At 62.4% G+C, this 15,454-nt stretch carries 13 protein-coding genes; 5 read left to right on the top strand and 8 right to left on the bottom strand.

From position 1 onward, the window contains the following. Positions 1–106: 106 nt before the first annotated feature. The 5 genes from FY528_RS15195 (at position 107) to FY528_RS15175 (ending at position 6,081) form a co-directional block, all read left to right on the top strand. On the top strand, positions 107–2,287 hold the full coding sequence (locus tag FY528_RS15195; protein WP_149071885.1) for a TonB-dependent receptor: 2,181 nt from the start codon (positions 107–109) through the stop codon (positions 2,285–2,287). A gap of 347 nt (positions 2,288–2,634) precedes the next feature. Beyond that, positions 2,635–3,336, top strand: a complete 702-nt coding sequence (locus FY528_RS15190) for a hypothetical protein (RefSeq protein ID WP_149071884.1) — start codon at positions 2,635–2,637, stop codon at positions 3,334–3,336. 181 nt (positions 3,337–3,517) lie between these two features. Further along, positions 3,518–4,642 carry a sensor histidine kinase gene (locus tag FY528_RS15185; protein WP_149071883.1) on the top strand — a complete coding sequence of 375 codons (1,125 nt, stop codon included), beginning with the start codon at positions 3,518–3,520 and terminating at the stop codon, positions 4,640–4,642. 41 nt (positions 4,643–4,683) lie between these two features. Further along, positions 4,684–5,469 (top strand): LytR/AlgR family response regulator transcription factor, encoded by a 786-nt coding sequence (locus FY528_RS15180; RefSeq protein ID WP_262384015.1) that lies wholly within the window; start codon positions 4,684–4,686, stop codon positions 5,467–5,469. A 21-nt stretch (positions 5,470–5,490) separates the two neighbouring features. Next, a complete protein-coding gene (locus tag FY528_RS15175) occupies positions 5,491–6,081 on the top strand; it encodes a phosphatase PAP2 family protein (protein WP_149071882.1) in 591 nt (196 codons plus the stop codon). Between the two features lie 146 nt (positions 6,082–6,227). Here FY528_RS15175 and FY528_RS15170 read toward each other — a convergent pair whose 3' ends face one another. The 8 genes from FY528_RS15170 to ilvA form a co-directional block, all read right to left on the bottom strand. After that, positions 6,228–7,028, bottom strand: a complete 801-nt coding sequence (locus FY528_RS15170; protein WP_149071881.1) for a LytR/AlgR family response regulator transcription factor — start codon at positions 7,026–7,028, stop codon at positions 6,228–6,230. A 74-nt stretch (positions 7,029–7,102) separates the two neighbouring features. Further along, positions 7,103–8,113 (bottom strand): sensor histidine kinase, encoded by a 1,011-nt coding sequence (locus tag FY528_RS15165; protein ID WP_149071880.1) that lies wholly within the window; start codon positions 8,111–8,113, stop codon positions 7,103–7,105. 200 nt (positions 8,114–8,313) lie between these two features. Next, a complete protein-coding gene (locus FY528_RS15160; protein ID WP_149071879.1) occupies positions 8,314–9,273 on the bottom strand; it encodes an alpha/beta fold hydrolase in 960 nt (319 codons plus the stop codon). A gap of 258 nt (positions 9,274–9,531) precedes the next feature. Then, entirely contained in the window at positions 9,532–10,656 is a 1,125-nt protein-coding gene (gene leuB / locus FY528_RS15155) for a 3-isopropylmalate dehydrogenase (RefSeq protein ID WP_149071878.1), read from the bottom strand. After that, positions 10,644–11,243 carry a 3-isopropylmalate dehydratase small subunit gene (leuD, locus tag FY528_RS15150; protein WP_149071877.1) on the bottom strand — a complete coding sequence of 200 codons (600 nt, stop codon included), beginning with the start codon at positions 11,241–11,243 and terminating at the stop codon, positions 10,644–10,646. Before leuD ends, leuB begins: the two co-directional genes overlap by 13 nt. A 15-nt stretch (positions 11,244–11,258) precedes the next feature. Next, complete coding sequence (leuC, locus tag FY528_RS15145) at positions 11,259–12,653, bottom strand: 3-isopropylmalate dehydratase large subunit (protein ID WP_149071876.1); 1,395 nt, start codon at positions 12,651–12,653, stop codon at positions 11,259–11,261. Between the two features lie 108 nt (positions 12,654–12,761). Beyond that, positions 12,762–13,928 (bottom strand): 2-isopropylmalate synthase, encoded by a 1,167-nt coding sequence (locus FY528_RS15140; protein ID WP_149071875.1) that lies wholly within the window; start codon positions 13,926–13,928, stop codon positions 12,762–12,764. 238 nt (positions 13,929–14,166) lie between these two features. Continuing rightward, a complete protein-coding gene (gene ilvA, locus FY528_RS15135) occupies positions 14,167–15,438 on the bottom strand; it encodes a threonine ammonia-lyase IlvA (RefSeq protein WP_149071874.1) in 1,272 nt (423 codons plus the stop codon). Positions 15,439–15,454 lie beyond the last annotated feature (16 nt).

Here is a 15,454-nt window from a genome sequence, read left to right as displayed (position 1 = left end):
GCAACCACCAACACTTCATCCCCTGATTCTGACGCTTCGGTAACAGCAAATTTCCGGCGCGGTGGCGGTGGGCCACTTTTGAGCCATCACCTCACCGCTGCTGGCTATGAAACCACTTGTTCTCGTTCTGCTTCTGCTCGCCCCGCTGCTTGGGCTAGCCCAAACCACCACCCTGCGCGGCACCGTGCGCGACGACCACGGCCAGCCCTTGCCCGGCGTAAACGTATTTCTGCGCGGCTCCTTCGACGGGGCCAGCACCGACTCGGTCGGCGCTTTTCGCTTCGAAACCACCCAAACCGGCGCCCAAACGCTGCAGCTCAGTTTGCTGGGCTACCTGGCCCAGGCGGTGCCCGTGCAACTGGCGGGCGGGGAACTGCCGCTGCCCCTGCAGCTGAAAGCCGACCGGCACCAGCTGGGCGGCGTGGTCATCACGGCCGGCTCCTTCGAGGCCAGCGACGAAAAGCGCAGCGCCGTGCTCAAGCCCCTTGATATTGTGACGACGGCCGGGGCCCTCGGCGACGTGGCCGGGGCCCTGAATGCCCTGCCCGGCACCACCCGGGTGGGCGACGAGGGCAAGCTGTTCGTGCGGGGCGGGGCCGCCGGCGAAACGAAAACCTACCTCGATGGGCTGCCCGTGCAGAACCCCTACGGCGGCTCGGTGCCCAGCGTACCGGCCCGGGGGCGGTTTTCGCCCTTCCTGTTTAAGGGCACCGTGTTCAGCACCGGGGGCTACTCGGCCGAGTACGGGCAGGCGCTCAGCGCCGTGGTGCTGCTGAATACAACTGATCTGGCCCCGGAAACGCAGACGGGTGTGAGCTTGATGTCGGTGGGGGGGAGCCTGAGTCGAGTGCAGCGCTGGGAGCGTACCTCGGTGGCCGTTACGGCCGACTATATGAACCTGCAGCCTTACTACGGACTGGTGCCGCAAAGCTTCGGGTGGGTGAAAGCCCCGCAGAGCCTGGGCTCCTCGCTGAGCTTGCGCCACCGCACCGGCGAGGCCGGCATGCTGAAAGTGTACGGCGTGTGGCAGCAGCAGCAGCTGGCTTTGCGCCAGCCCAACCAGGCCTTCACCGCCGACCAAACCGTGGCCCTGCGCAACGGCAACGGCTACCTCAATGCCACCTTCCGCAGCCCCCTGCGCCGGGGCTGGAGTTTGAGCACCGGCGCCGCCCTCACCCGCGACGACAACCAGGTGCGCCCCGACGACATGCGTCTGCGCGAAATGGAGCAAAGTCTGGTGGGCCGCTTGGTGCTCACCAACGACTCGGCCGGGGCCAACTGGAGCCTGAAGCTGGGTGCTGAAGCCCTGGGCCAGCAGTACCGCCGCACCTACCAGGCCGCCGCCGATGCCCCCATCTGGCAGGATGGTTCCTTTACCGAGCGCCGCGGGGCCGCCTTTGCCGAGGCCGACATCAGCCTGGCCGACCGGGTGGGAGCCCGCGTGGGTGGCCGGGCCGAGTACTCGGCGGTGCTGGGCCGCTGGAACGCCGCCCCGCGCCTGGCCCTGGCCTGGCAAACCAGTGAGAATAGCTCGGTTTCGGGGGCCTACGGCTTGTTTTACCAGACGCCCGCCAACGACCTGCTGCGTGTAAGCCATAACTTGCGCTTCGAGCAGGCCCGCCACGCCCTCGTCACCTACCAGTATGCCCGCGACAACCGCACCCTGCGCCTTGAAGCCTACGACAAGGCGTATCAAAACCTCACCGTATTCGACGCGCAGCAGCCCCACAACCCCGCCGCCTACCGCAGCGCCGGCACCGGCTACGCCCGCGGCCTCGACCTGTACTGGCGCGACCGAAAAACCCTCAAAAACACCGATTACTGGGTGAGCTACGGCTTGCTCGACACGCGCCGCCAGGCCCGGCAGGACCCCATGCTGGCCGTGCCCACCTTTGCCGCGCGCCACAACCTGAGCCTCGTGGGCAAGTACTGGATTGCCAAGGCGCACACCCAGGTGGGCTTCACGGCCAGCTACGGCAGCCCGCGCCGCTACCACAACCCTGCCCAGGAAGGCTACAACCAGGGCCGCCTGCCCAGCTACCAGGATCTGAGCTTCAACGCCAGCTACCTCACCCGCATCCGGGGGCAGTTCACCATCCTCTACGTGAGCGTGAGCAACGTGCTGGGCCGCGAGAATGTGTACGGCTACCGCTACGCCACCCAGGCCAGCCCCGAGGGCACCTATGCCCGCACTGCCGTCACGCCCTCGGCCCCGCGCATGCTGTTTGTGGGCCTGTTCATCTCCATCAACAAGAAGCCGGTAGACCTGAATACCGCCCCGGAGTAGCTCAGTTGCCAGTTGCCAGGAAAAACAACGTCATGCAGAGCGTAGCGAAGCATCTCGCGTGCTGACGTTGTGGTGGTAACTGTCACGCTTTGCCTGGTTCCTGCAAGGCCGTAGCATCTGTACCGCTTCATTGGGTTACCACACTAGCGAGATGCTTCGCTACGCTCTGTATGACGTTGTTTTTCTAACAACCAGAAACCAGCAACTAGAAACTCCCTTCCCGACGCTTCATCCCGAAAATCCGACGCTTCGGTAACGGCAAGTTTCAGCGGGGCCGGCCGTGCCGCACCTTTGAATCACTCAACCACACAACAACGCTTTCACCCACTTTCCAGCCCTTCTGAGTTATGAAAAAGACCCTGTTCGCCCTCGCCCTCGTTGCCGCCTCCTTCGCCGCCCAGGCCCAGACTCCCGCCGCTACTGCTGCGCCGGCTGCGCCCAGCGCCCAGCCCACCGATGCCTACACGCAGCTGCTGGCTGCCACCGTGCAGGAGCTGATGAGCACCGGCGACCCGGCCCAGCTCAAGCAGGCCGACGCCAAACTGGAGCGGGCCGCCTCGGTGAAGCCCCAGGACTGGCTGCCGCGCTACTACCAGGCCTACACCCGCGTTATCACCTGCTTTGTGAGCAAGGAAGACGGCGACACTAAGGATAAGTACCTCGACCAGGCCGAAACCGCCCTCACCCAGGCCCGCAAGCTGGGCGGCGACGAATCGGAGCTGCTGGTGCTGCAGGCCTACCTCTACCAGGCCCGCCTGGGCGTGGCCCCAATGATGCGCTCCATGAAATATTCGGGCATGGTGAATGAGACGCTGGCGCAGGCCAAAAAGCTGAACCCCGCCAACCCGCGCATCTACCTGGTGCAGGCCAACAACGTGTACTACACGCCCAGCATGTTTGGGGGCGGGGCCGAGGTGGCCAAGCCTATCTACGAGCAAGCCAAAGTGCGCTTTGCCGCCTTCAAGCCCGCTTCCGCCGTGGCCCCCAACTGGGGCGAGCGGCAGGTGCTCGGCCGCCTGAAAAACTACGAAGCCACGGCCGCGAAGTAAGGAGGCATTCAAGCCTGTCCTGCTTCGACAAGACCAGCAGGACGGGCTGATGCCACGACAACCTTCCCGCAGGAGGGACGCACTGCTGGCACAACGGGCTTAAGAAGCCGCCATACCCCCGGCTTACCCCTTTGTGCGTATCTTTTGCCCCTGCTTTCTTCTGGCCCGCGGGCTTGTACTTATGGCTGATTCTGCCTTGCTATCGAAACCGGCCCTAGCGCCCCCCAACGCGCCGGCGCCCATTACTGCCGCCGAGGTGGCCAACTTGGGCCGGCACTACCCGCACCGCAAGCTGGCCTGGGGGCTGGGCCTGATGACTACTGCCTCGCTGGGGCTAAGCTTCCTGTTTTGCCGGGGCTGCGCCGTGTGGAGCGAGGATTTCCTGGTGACGTTCAGCTACAACTTCAGCTACACCGTGGGGCTGTGGCTGGCCAACGGCTACCCCAGCGAGTGGCTTAACCGCCGCGTCGACTGGACGGCCCAGCCCATCCGGCGGTTTCTCATCACGCTGGCCTTTTCCCTGGTGATGTCGTTGCTGGTCATTTTGCTGGTGTCGGGTGGCTTTCTGGTTTTTTACCACCACCGTCCACTCTCCGACCTCTCCATCCGGCAGTTTATTATTCCCCTGCTGATTACGGTGGTGGTGTCGCTGTTCATGCACAGCCGCTCGTTTCTGCTGGGCTGGCGCGAGGCGGCCATCCAGACGGAGCGGCTGCAAAAGGAAAATGCCCAGGCCCAGGCCGACTCCCTGCGCCGCCAGCTCGACCCACACTTTCTGTTCAACTCCCTGAACGCGCTGACCTCGTTGGTGGAGGAAAATGACCCGGCCCGCGCCACGCGCTTTATCCGCCAGCTCAGCCAGGTATACCGCTACGTGCTTGATGCCCAGGAGCAGGAAGTGGTGCCGCTGGCCGAGGAACTGCGCTTCGTAGAGGCCTACCTGTTTCTGCAGCGCACCCGCCTGGGGGAAGGCGTGCAGGTGGAGATGCCAAGCTTGCCCGCCGCTACGGCGGAAACCCTGCTGGTGCCCCCGCTGGCCGTGCAGCTGCTGCTGGAAAATGCCCTCAAGCACAACGCCACCTCCCAGCGCGACCCGCTGCAAATTCAGGTGACGCTGGACGTGGCTTCCCGCACGCTTACGGTGCGCAATCAGCGCCGCCCGCGCCGCCTGGCCGAGGGCGAATCCACGGGCCTGGGGCTGCAGAACCTGGCGGCGCGCTACGCCTTCCTCACCCAGCAGCCCGTGCAGGTAGCCCAAACCGAAACCGAGTTCCGCGTGACGCTGCCGCTGCTGGAGCTGCAGTAGTTTTTTTAGGCTGGCATTCCTCCGTCGCGTTACTTTCGCTTATGAACACACCCGTGCGCGCCCTCATTATTGAAGATGAACCCCTGGCTGCCCGCCGCCTCACGGAGCTGCTGCGCAAGCAGCCGCAGCCGGTAGAGGTGGTTGGCACGGCCGAGTCGGTAGCGGAGGCTGAGGCCCTGCTGCGCGCCCTGCGCCCTGCGCCCGATGTGCTGTTTCTGGATATCCACCTGGCCGATGGACTGAGCTTCGAGCTGTTTGAGCGGCTGGACGTGCAGAGCCCGGTTATCTTCACCACGGCCTACGACAAGTACGCCCTGCGCGCCTTCAAGGTGAACAGCGTGGACTACCTGCTCAAGCCCATCGACCCGGAGGAGCTGACGGCCGCCCTGGACAAGCTGCGCCGCCAGCGTGAAGCTGCTGCCCCGGCTTTTGATGCCGCGCTGCTGGCCCAGGTGCTGCGCCAGGCCCAGCCCGCCAAGGAGTACAAGTCGCGCTTTGTGGTGCGGGTAGGGGAGCACCTGAAAGCCATTCCCGTGGAGCAGATTGCCTACTTCGCCAGTCTGGAAAAAGTGACCTTGCTGCACACCCGGGAAGGCCGGCGCTTTGTGGTAGATTACACCTTGGAGCAACTGGAAGGCATGCTTGACCCCACCGAGTTCTTCCGCCTCAACCGCGCCTACCTTGCCCACGCCGAGGCCATCCACGACATCATTCACTACACCAACTCCCGCCTGCAAACCGTCCTCAAGCCCGCTGCCCCCGACAACGACACCGTGCTGGTGAGCCGGGAGAAAGTTGGGGCGTTTAAGGCCTGGCTGGATCGGTAGCGGGTGGTAAGTCCTTTTCGTATGGGTGTTTCCTTTTTGCTGCTTTACCGGGTTTCGGCAGTCGTTTCCTTTCTGGGCCATCCCCTCGTTACTACCATGGTATTTGCGGTGCTTGTAGCCCGACACCACGTGCCGGGGTCTGGCTCGGCCTGGATAATAGGTAGCGTGGCGCTGCTGGTAGTAGGGCCCATCAGCGTGTGGAATCTGTGGCAGACGCGGCGCGGTGGCTACACCAATTTCGACGTGTCGCAAAGGACGCAGCGTCACAGCTTTTATCCGGTATTGCTGGTCTTGCTGGGTGCTGCCACCGCAGGGCTATTCTGGCAGCAGCAGGGCGGGGCCTTTCGGTACGGGCTGCTTGCCGTGTGGGCACTGCTACTGGTATGCTTTGCGCTCAACTTTTGGCTGAAGGTGTCGTTGCACGCCGCCATTTCTTTCTTCCTGGCTTGCGTAGTGCTCACCTTGTACCCTGGCTGGGGCTGGCTTGCGCTGGTAGCCGCTGGGCTGGTAGCTGCCTCCCGATTGGTACTACGCCGCCACACGGCCTCTGAACTGCTGGCCGGTACACTTCTGGGTACAATTGCCGGCTTGCTCCTGGCTTGGGAGTTGTAGCTGCCCCAAAACAAGAGAGACATTCATCAAAAACCGACGGCGGTGACTCTCACTGCTTCTGACGGCGAAGTACTCGGGACTTGGCTAGCACCCGGGGCATCCGGGCGGCCTTTCCTTTGGTAGGGGGAAAAGCTCGTCTGGCCTGATTACCCTTCCAGCCAGCTTTTCACCGCCGCCGCTTTTTCCCGGCTTACCAATACTTCGTCGGTGGGAGCGGGCTGCAAGTCCAGCAGCAGCTTGCCATTGAAGTGCGGGTGCAGGCGCTGCACGGCCGGCAGCTGAGCAATGAACTGCCGGTTGAGGCGGAAGAACTGGCTGGGGTCGAGCAGGCTTTCCAACTGCTCCAAGGTATAATCCACCACGAAGCGTCGCCCGTCGGTGGCGGTGAGGGTGGTGGTTTCGTGGCGGCTCTGAAACCAAGCCACCTGGGATATGGGTAGGGGCAATAGCTGCTCGCCGCTGCGCACCAGAAAACGAGTTTTAAACTGCCGGTCGGGCCGCGGAAGAGAATCGGCCAGGCGCTCCAGGCGGTGCGCGGAGGCCTCGTCAGCCTTTTCAGGGGCTCCGGCAGCGGCTGACTCGCGCAGGGCCAGGCGCCAGTCGCGCAGCTTGGTGAGGGCGGCTGTAAGCTCGACTAGCTTTACGGGTTTCAGCAGGTAATCCACGCTGTTGGCTTTGAAAGCGCGAATGGCATAGGCGTCGTAGGCGGTGGTGAAGATAACCGGGCTGCGCACCAGGAGCTGGTCGAAGATTTCCAGGCTCAGCCCATCGGCCAGCTGAATATCGGAGAGAATCAGGTCGGGGGCGGGGTTGCTTTCCAGCCACTGCACGGCGCCGGATACGCTGTCGAGTACGGCGGCCACCTGCGCCTCGGGGGCAGCCTGGCGGAGCAGGCGCTGCAGCCGCTCGGTGGCCGGGTACTCATCTTCGAGCAGCAAAACGGTCATGGGGCGATAAAATAGTACGCTAGTGAAATGGTGAATGCTGCGGTCTTAGCCAGCTAAGCCAGCAGCGGAAGCTACTACCTTAATAGCGGCAGCCGCACCCGGAAGATGCCTGCCTCGGAAGTGACGTCCACCGGGTGCGGGGCGTGGAGCAGCTCGTAGCGGTGACGCACGTTGCGCAAGCCTGTGCCCGTGCCGGGTGCCAGGCCCGCCGTGCGCGGCCGTAGGGTGTTTTCGACGGTGAAGAGGCCGGCTACGGGGTCGGCTGCGAGGCGGAGCTGCAGCGGATGTTCCCGCGAAGCAACGTTATGCTTCAGGGCATTTTCCACCAGCAGCTGCACGCTCAAAGGAGCTACGTGCTGCGCCAGCGCGGTAGGCGGCACATCCATCGTCACGTGTAGGTTGTCGCGGAAGCGGGCCTTATGCAAGGCCAGGTAGGTATCCACAAAGGCTAGCTCCTCACTCAGTGGCACGGTCGTTCGGTCGCGGGCCAGCAGTACGTAGCGGTACACGTCGGAAAGCTGCTCCACAAAGTCCTGGGCCGGCTCGTTGTCGGGCTCAATGAGGGCCGACAAGGTGTTGAGGGAGTTGAACAGGAAGTGGGGGTCGAGTTGGCTTTGCAAGGCTTCGAGTTGGCTTTGCACGCCGGCACTCTGGAGCTGCTCGGCCCGGCGCACGTTTTCTTCCCACTGCTGAAAGAAGTTCATACTCTCATAAATCAGCTGAATGACCACGGTAGGCACCATATTCAGCCCAAACTCCCGCCAGAACGTGGCGCTATCCAACTGCCCGCCCTGGGCCCAGGCCGCCACGCTGTCGAGGATGAACGTGACAGCCGCCGCAATAGCCGTATTGATGACGGCCAGCCGCCAGAGCCGCTTGCGGGTCTGGTCTACCCGCGGAAAGCGCCGAAACAAGGCCCGCCATAGCGCCCTTCCCGTAAACCAGAAGGCACAGGTGAACAGCATCGAAATGCCCCAGTTCAGGAAAAAAACCGGCACCGACCGAATGTACAGCACGCCCCGGGGAATCAGCACCAGCAGCGCGAGAATGGGAATGCCCCAGAGCAAAAACTTTCGGTCGTTCATGGAAGGTAAAAGTAGCTTTTTCGCGGCGCAAACAGATGGCTGAACTGTTTTGATAGGCTAGTGAAAATGATTTCCAGAACGTCATGCTGAGCTTGTCGAAGCATCTCTACCGCTTCGCTCTCACGATTATGTTAGCCAGAGGTAGAGATGCTTCGACAAGCTCAGCATGACGTTTAATGAAAAAATTCGCAGCCCTCGATTTAGCTTTTGCGGGGCAACTGGCGCACGAAGCGCTGCACGGCCTGGTTGAATTCCTGCGGGTTATCGAGGAAGGGCACGTGTTTCCCAGGCAAAACCACTACTTGCTGCTGAGGGAAGCGGAAGCTCTTGTAATGCTCAGGGCCGGTTACGTAGTCCTGCTGGCCGGTGAGAACCAGGACCGGCATAGCAAGGCTGGCCGTGGCGGGCGTGTAATCGAGCAGGTAGTTGCCGGGGTTCTGGAACATGTTGGCGGCAAAATCGTGGTTGGCGGGCTGGCCTTTCATCGTGCGGCTCACCCGGGCGGCCGAGGAGTCGGAGGCGTATTGAAGCTGGTTGTAGAGGCCCTGGCGCTGGAGCAGCCCCGTCACCATGAAGTAGCGCTGGGGGAGGGGCGCGGCGGCATCCAGCGGCGGGCGGGTAGCGGCGGGCAGCAGGGTGTAGCCATAGGCCGTGGTGCTTTCCATCGAAGCCGGCAAATTCAGAATTGCGTTGACCAGAATCAGGCTGTGCACGCGGCCGGGGTATTTCTGCGCGTAGGTCGTGGCCAGGATACCGCCGAAGGAGTGAGCCATCAGCGTCCATTTTTCCAGCTTCAACTGCTGGCGCAGCTCTTCCATGTCCTGCACCTGGCGCTCCAGGGAGTAGTTTTTCTGTGGGTCGCTGGCCGAGCGGCCACTGCCGCGCTGGTCGAGGTAAATCATCTGCAGCTGCTTTTCCAGCGGTGCGCCGGCCAGCACTTCCACCGCCTGGCTGCCCGCGCCCGGGCCGCCGTGCACAAACAGGCAGGGCAGCCCCTGGCCGGCTACTTTTACGAAGAGCTTCACCCCATCCGAGGTCTGAAATGCCGGCGTGCCATTCGGGAGGCCGCCTGCGGTGGCTGTTTGCAGGAGCACGAGGGTGAGCAGCAGGCCGCAGAGGGTGCGAATCAGGAAGGCGAAGTTGGGGCGAAGCGTTTTCATAAGACGAAGTGTGCGGGTTGAGAAGCCAGATTTGATGCTTCAAACATCCGCACTTTGCTTGCGCGGCCCGAGGCTAAACCGGGTGAAGCGTCGCCCGCACCCGGTGAACCGCCAAAACCGCCGGGGCCGATTGCTGCCCCTCAAACGCTAAAAAGCCCAAGCATCCGGTCCGGCGACCAGATACTCGGGCTTTAACCCCACCCCTGAGGTACTTTTTAAGCGGCGAATTAGTAACGCACTAAATCGCCCTCTCACAACTTAGATAATCGTGCTCATGCCCAGCCGGATGTTGTTGCGGTGCAACTCACAGTCGGCAATGTCCAGTACCGCGTAGGCAATGAAACTGCCCACCTGCTCGGTGGTGTGCACCACAGCTGGGTTCAGCTCCGGCGTTACCACACCTTCATCGAGAGCGTGCTGCACGGCGTCGCGCACGCAGTCGGCTTCTTCCGGCAGGTTGAAGTGGTCCAGCAGCATGGCCGCCGAAAGAATGGTAGCAATAGGGTTGGCAATGCCCTTGCCCTTGGCCTGCGGATAAGAACCGTGGATGGGCTCAAACAGGGCCGAACCGTCGCCGATGGAAGCGGAGGGCAGCAAGCCCAGTGACCCGGCAATGACGGAAGCCTCGTCGGAAATGATGTCGCCGAACATGTTTTCCGTCAGCATCACGTCGAACTGGCGCGGGTTCAGAATGATCTGCATGGCCGCGTTGTCCACGAACAGGTAATCCAGGGCCACGCTCGGGTACTGAGGCGCAATGCTCTGCACCGTTTCGCGCCACAGGCGGGAGGTTTCCAGCACGTTGGCCTTATCCACCAGCGTAAGCTTGTGGCGGCGCGTTTCGGCGGCTTTGAAGGCCAGGTGCGCAATGCGCAGGATTTCGTCGCGGTGGTAGGTGCAGTGGTCGTAGGCGCTGGCGCGGTCCTCGCTGCGGCCTTTCTCCCCGAAGTAGATACCGCCGGTCAGCTCCCGGAAAATGAGGATGTCGGTGCCCTGAATCCGCTCGGCTTTCAGCGGGGAGTGTTCCAGCAGCTGGTCATAGGCCGTGATGGGCCGAATGTTGGCGTACAGCCCCAGCGACTTGCGCAGTCCCAGCAGACCTTGCTCGGGGCGCACTTTGGCGGTGGGGTCGTTGTCGTACTTCGGGTCGCCGATGGCGCCGAGCAGGACGGCGTCGGCGCGGCGGCAGGCTTCCAGGGTAACGTCCGGCAGCGGCGTGCCCACCGCGTCGATGGCGCAGGCGCCCATCAGCTGGTAGTCGAAGGTAAACTCGTGGCCGAACCGGTCACCCACGGCCCGCAGCACGCGCACCGCTTCGCTACACACTTCCGGCCCGATACCGTCGCCGGGCAACACCACAATTCGTTTGCTTACGCTATCCATGACCGTTGTTGTTCGTAGGCCGTAATGGCCGCCTCCTGGCTAATGAGAAAATCAATGTCGTCGTACCCGTTCAGCAGGCACTCTTTTTTGTAGGCATCCAGTTCGAAGGGAATGGCTTCCGTGCGGCCGGGCACCGTGAGGGTTTGGGCGCTCAGGTCCACCGTAAGCGGCAGTTGCGGGTTGGCGGCCACGGCGGCAAACAGGGCCTGCAGCACTTCATCCGAAACCTGCAGGGGCAGCAGACCCGTGTTCAGGGCATTGCCCCGGAAAATATCGGCGAAGTAGCTGCTGATGACCACTCGAAAACCGGCGTCGTAGAGCGCCCAGGCGGCGTGTTCCCGGCTGGAGCCGCACCCGAAGTTTTTGCCGGCCAGCAGAATCTGGTGGCCCTGGTAGCGCGGGTCGTTGAGCACAAAATCGGCTTTGGGCTGGCCATTGGCGGCGTAGCGCCAGTCGGCAAACAGGTTGGCCCCGAAGCCTTCCCGGGTCGTTGCTTTCAGGAAGCGGGCCGGGATAATCTGGTCCGTATCCACGTTTTCGATGGGCAGCGGCACCACGCCGGATTGCAGGGTCTGAAACTTTTCCATGGGGTGGGCGGTGGGTTAGTTCAAGTACTGCGTGATGTCAACCAAACGACCTTCCACGGCGGTAATAGCCGCCACCAGCGGGGAGGCCAGCAGGGTGCGGGCGCCGGGCCCCTGGCGGCCTTCGAAGTTGCGGTTGGAGGTCGACACGCAGTAGGCCCCGGCCGGAATCTTGTCGTCGTTCATGGCCAGGCAGGCGCTGCAGCCCGGTTCGCGCAGCTCAAAGCCTGCCTCGGCCAGCACCTGGTCAATGCCCTCGGCTATGGCCTGCAGCTCCACCTGCTTGGAGCCGGGCACGATGATGGCCTCCACGTGGGCGGCTTTGCGCTTGCCCTTCACGTAGGCCGCCACTGTGCGCAAATCCTCGATGCGGGAGTTGGTACAGCTGCCGATGAACACGTAGTTGATTTCCTTGCCCAGCAAGGACTCACCCGCCTGAAAGCCCATGTACCGCAGCGACTTGTCGAAGCTGGCGGCTTCGCCCGCGTCAGTCAGCACCGGAATGCTGGCACTGAGCGGAATGCCCATGCCGGGGTTGGTGCCGTAGGTTATCATCGGCTGAATGGCCGCGGCGTCGAACTGCAGCTCGGCGTCAAACTGGGCGTCGTCGTCGGAGTACAGCGTCCGCCAGTAGGCCACGGCCCGGTCCCAGTTCTCACCCTGGGGCGCAAAGCGGCGGCCTTCGAGGTAGCGGAAGGTGGTGGCATCGGGGGCAATGAGGCCGCCACGCGCCCCCATTTCAATGCTCATGTTGCACACCGTCATGCGGCCTTCCATGCTCAGGGCGCGGATGGCGCTGCCGGCGTACTCCACAAAGTAGCCGGTGGCCCCGCCGGTACCCAGCTGGGAAATAACGTGCAGAATCAAGTCCTTGGCCGACACGCCGGGGCGCAGCTCCCCATCCAGGGTGATGCGCATGCGCTTGGGCTTGTCGAGCAGCAGGCACTGGGAAGCCATTACCTGCGTGACCTGGCTGGTGCCAATGCCGAAGGCAATGGTGCCAAACGCGCCGTGCGTGGAGGTGTGCGAGTCGCCGCACACCATCGTCAGGCCCGGTTGGGTGATGCCCAGTTCCGGCCCGATGACGTGGACAATGCCCTGGTACTGGTGGCCGAGGCCGTAGAGCTCCACGCCAAACTTGGCGCAGTTCTCGGTGAGCTTATCCACCTGGGAGCGGGACAAGGGGTCCTGAATGGGCTGGTCCTGGTGGCGCGTGGGTACGTTGTGGTCGGCGGTGGCCACAATCTGGCCGGGGCGGCGCAGGGTGAGGCCGCGGGCCGTCAGCTCGTCAAATGCCTGCGGGCTGGTGACTTCGTGAATCAGGTGCCGGTCGATGTAGAACACGGTGAGGCCACCGGCTACTTCGCGCACCACGTGGGCGTCCCAGATTTTATCGAATAAGGTCTTAGCCATGAGAAGGGTGGGATAACGGAAGCCTGGGGCATCCGTCGTTCGGGCTCAGCGGAAAAAAAAGAAAAACCGTCGTGCCCGGGTGTGTTGGCATGACGGTCCAGCGTTGGGTTAGCCGACGGTAACGAGGTTCTCCTGCTCGACCATCACGTGCAAATCCTCGTCCACGACTTCCTTCTGGCGGTCGGCGAGGGCCACAAACGAGGCGTAGGCTTTGTTGAGGGCCGTGCGGTCGAAGTCGTAGCCGATTTTCTGGAGGCGGTAGGCGAGGGCCGCGCGGCCGGAGCGGGCGGTGAGCACAATGGCCGAGTCGGGCATGCCCACCTCGCGCGGGTCAATGATTTCGTAGGTCTCGCGGTGTTTAATCACGCCATCCTGGTGAATGCCGCTGGAGTGCGAAAACGCATTGGCCCCTACAATAGCCTTGTTGGGCTGCACGGGCATGCTCATGAGGTGCGAGACCATGGCCGAGGTTTCGGCGAGCAGCTTGGTGTTGATGCCGGTTTCGAAGTTGAGGTAGGGGTGCTGGCGGAGCACCATCACCGCTTCTTCCAAAGCGGTATTGCCGGCCCGCTCACCCACTCCGTTGATGGTGCATTCCACTTGCTGGGCACCGTTGAGCACACCCGAAATGGAGTTGGCCGTGGCCATGCCCAAATCGTTGTGGCAGTGGGTGGAAAGGCGCACGTGCTCGATGCCGCGCACGTTGTCGGTCAAGTACTTAATCTTGGCGCCGTACTCGCTGGGCAGGCAATAGCCGGTGGTATCAGGAATGTTGAGCACGGTGGCGCCGGCCCGAATTACGGCCTCACACACGCGGGCCAGGAATTCGTTGTCGGTGCGGCCGGCATCTTCGGCGTAAAACTCCACGTCTTCCACAAAGCTCTTAGCCAGCTTCACGGCTGCCACAGCCCGCTCAATAATCTTGTCGGGCGTGGTGCAGAGCTTGAACTTGATGTGGGACTCGGAAGTGCCGATGCCGGTATGAATGCGCGGGTATTTGGCTGATTTCAGGGCTTCTGCCGCCGTCACGATGTCGTGTTCCACGGCCCGCGAGAGGCCGCAGACGGTGGCGTAGCGCGTTTGGGCCGCAATGGCCGCCACGGCGGCAAAGTCGCCGGGGCTGGAAACCGGAAAGCCCGCCTCAATCACGTCGACGCCGAGTAGCTCCAGCTGCCGGGCAATGAGCAGTTTCTCGTCCCGGTTGAGCTTGCAGCCCGGCACTTGCTCCCCGTCGCGCAGGGTCGTATCGAAGATGTGGATTTTCTGAGTAGCCATAGGGTAAGGTCTTTCGGCGAAAAGGCTACTCGCAAGTACACGGACTTCAGGGGGCTATGAAAACGGTTAATCAGCACGCCTACTATTTCTAAAAGTTGACGTTGCGTTTGTAACTTGTTGATAATCAAATAAGGAAAATAAATTAAACTACAACGGCCAAATCCTGAAATAAGCAAGCGGCCCTCGTTCAGAGTATGTGAGGCTGCTATTTTATCTTAAATCAGTGCAGCTACTTGCTTTACACCAGCAGGCTCAGGAAGTCCTGCTTGCCGTTCAGGTACTCGTAGCCGAAGCCTTCGTCGGCCATGCGCTGCTGAATGCCCGCTACCTCGTGCGGGTTCTGCACTTCCAGACCGATGAAAACGGGCCCTTTTTCTTTGTTATTCTTTTTAATGTACTGGAACTGGATGATGTCGTCGCCTTCCCGGAGCACGTGGTTGACGAAGCGGCGCAGGGCCCCGGGCTTCTGGTTGAACGTAACCAGGAAGTAATGCTTGCGGCCCTGGTGGCGCATGGCCCGCTCCTTTATTTCCTCCATGCGGGTGATGTCGTTGTTGGAGCCGCTGAGCACGCACACCACCGTTTTGCCCCGAATCTGGTCGGCGTACTGGTGCAGGGCCGAAACGCTGAGCGTACCCGCGGGCTCCAGCACAATGCCTTCCTCGTTGTACATCTTCAGCAGGTCCTCGCACACCTGGCCTTCGGGCACCAGGGCCACCTCATCCAGCAGCTCCTGGCACAGCTGAAATGTCAGCTCGCCGGGGCACTTCACGGCTGCGCCATCCACGAAGCTCTCAATAGATTCCAGGGCTTGGCGCTGCCCGTTGGCAATGGCCTGCTGCATGGAAGGGGCCCCCAGCGGCTGCACGCCAATCAGGCGGGTGTGGGGGCTCAGCTGCCGGAACACGCTGCTTACGCCCGAAGCTAGCCCCCCGCCGCCGATGGGCATAAACAGAAAGTCGATGGAAGCGGGAGCGTCGCGCAGGATTTCCAGGCCCACGGTGGCCTGGCCTTCTACTATGGCCAGGTCGTCGAACGGGTGCACGAAGGTGCTGCCGCGCTGGTCGCAGAAGTTCTTGGCGGCTTGGTACGTGTCGTCGAAGGTGGCCCCTACCAGTACCACTTCCACTTGGTCTTTGCCAAACAGGCGCACTTTGCTCACCTTCTGGGCTGGCGTTTGGGCGGGCATGAAGATGTGGCCGCGAATTCCGAGCAGCTGGCAGGCATAGGCCACGCCCTGGGCGTGGTTGCCGGCCGAAGCGCAGACCACGTCGCGGGTCACCTGTTCCCGACTCAGCCCGGCAATCTTATTATAGGCCCCCCGGATTTTGTAGGAGCGCACCACCTGTAGGTCTTCGCGCTTGAGGTACACCTGGGCCCCGTAAGCATCCGAAAGGCCCAGATTGTGCTGCAGCAGGGTTTTGTAGATGACGCCATCCAGGGTGCGGGCGGCGCGCTCTACGTTGGCCAGTTGCACAACGGGGCTGGCGGTGAGGGTTTCTTGTTCCATATAGGCTCATTTTGCG

This window comes from Hymenobacter lutimineralis (genome assembly GCF_008271285.1).
GTDB lineage: Bacteria > Bacteroidota > Bacteroidia > Cytophagales > Hymenobacteraceae > Hymenobacter > Hymenobacter lutimineralis.
Note: the sequence above shows the minus strand (reverse complement) of the source record. Positions and strands in the feature narration are given on the sequence as shown.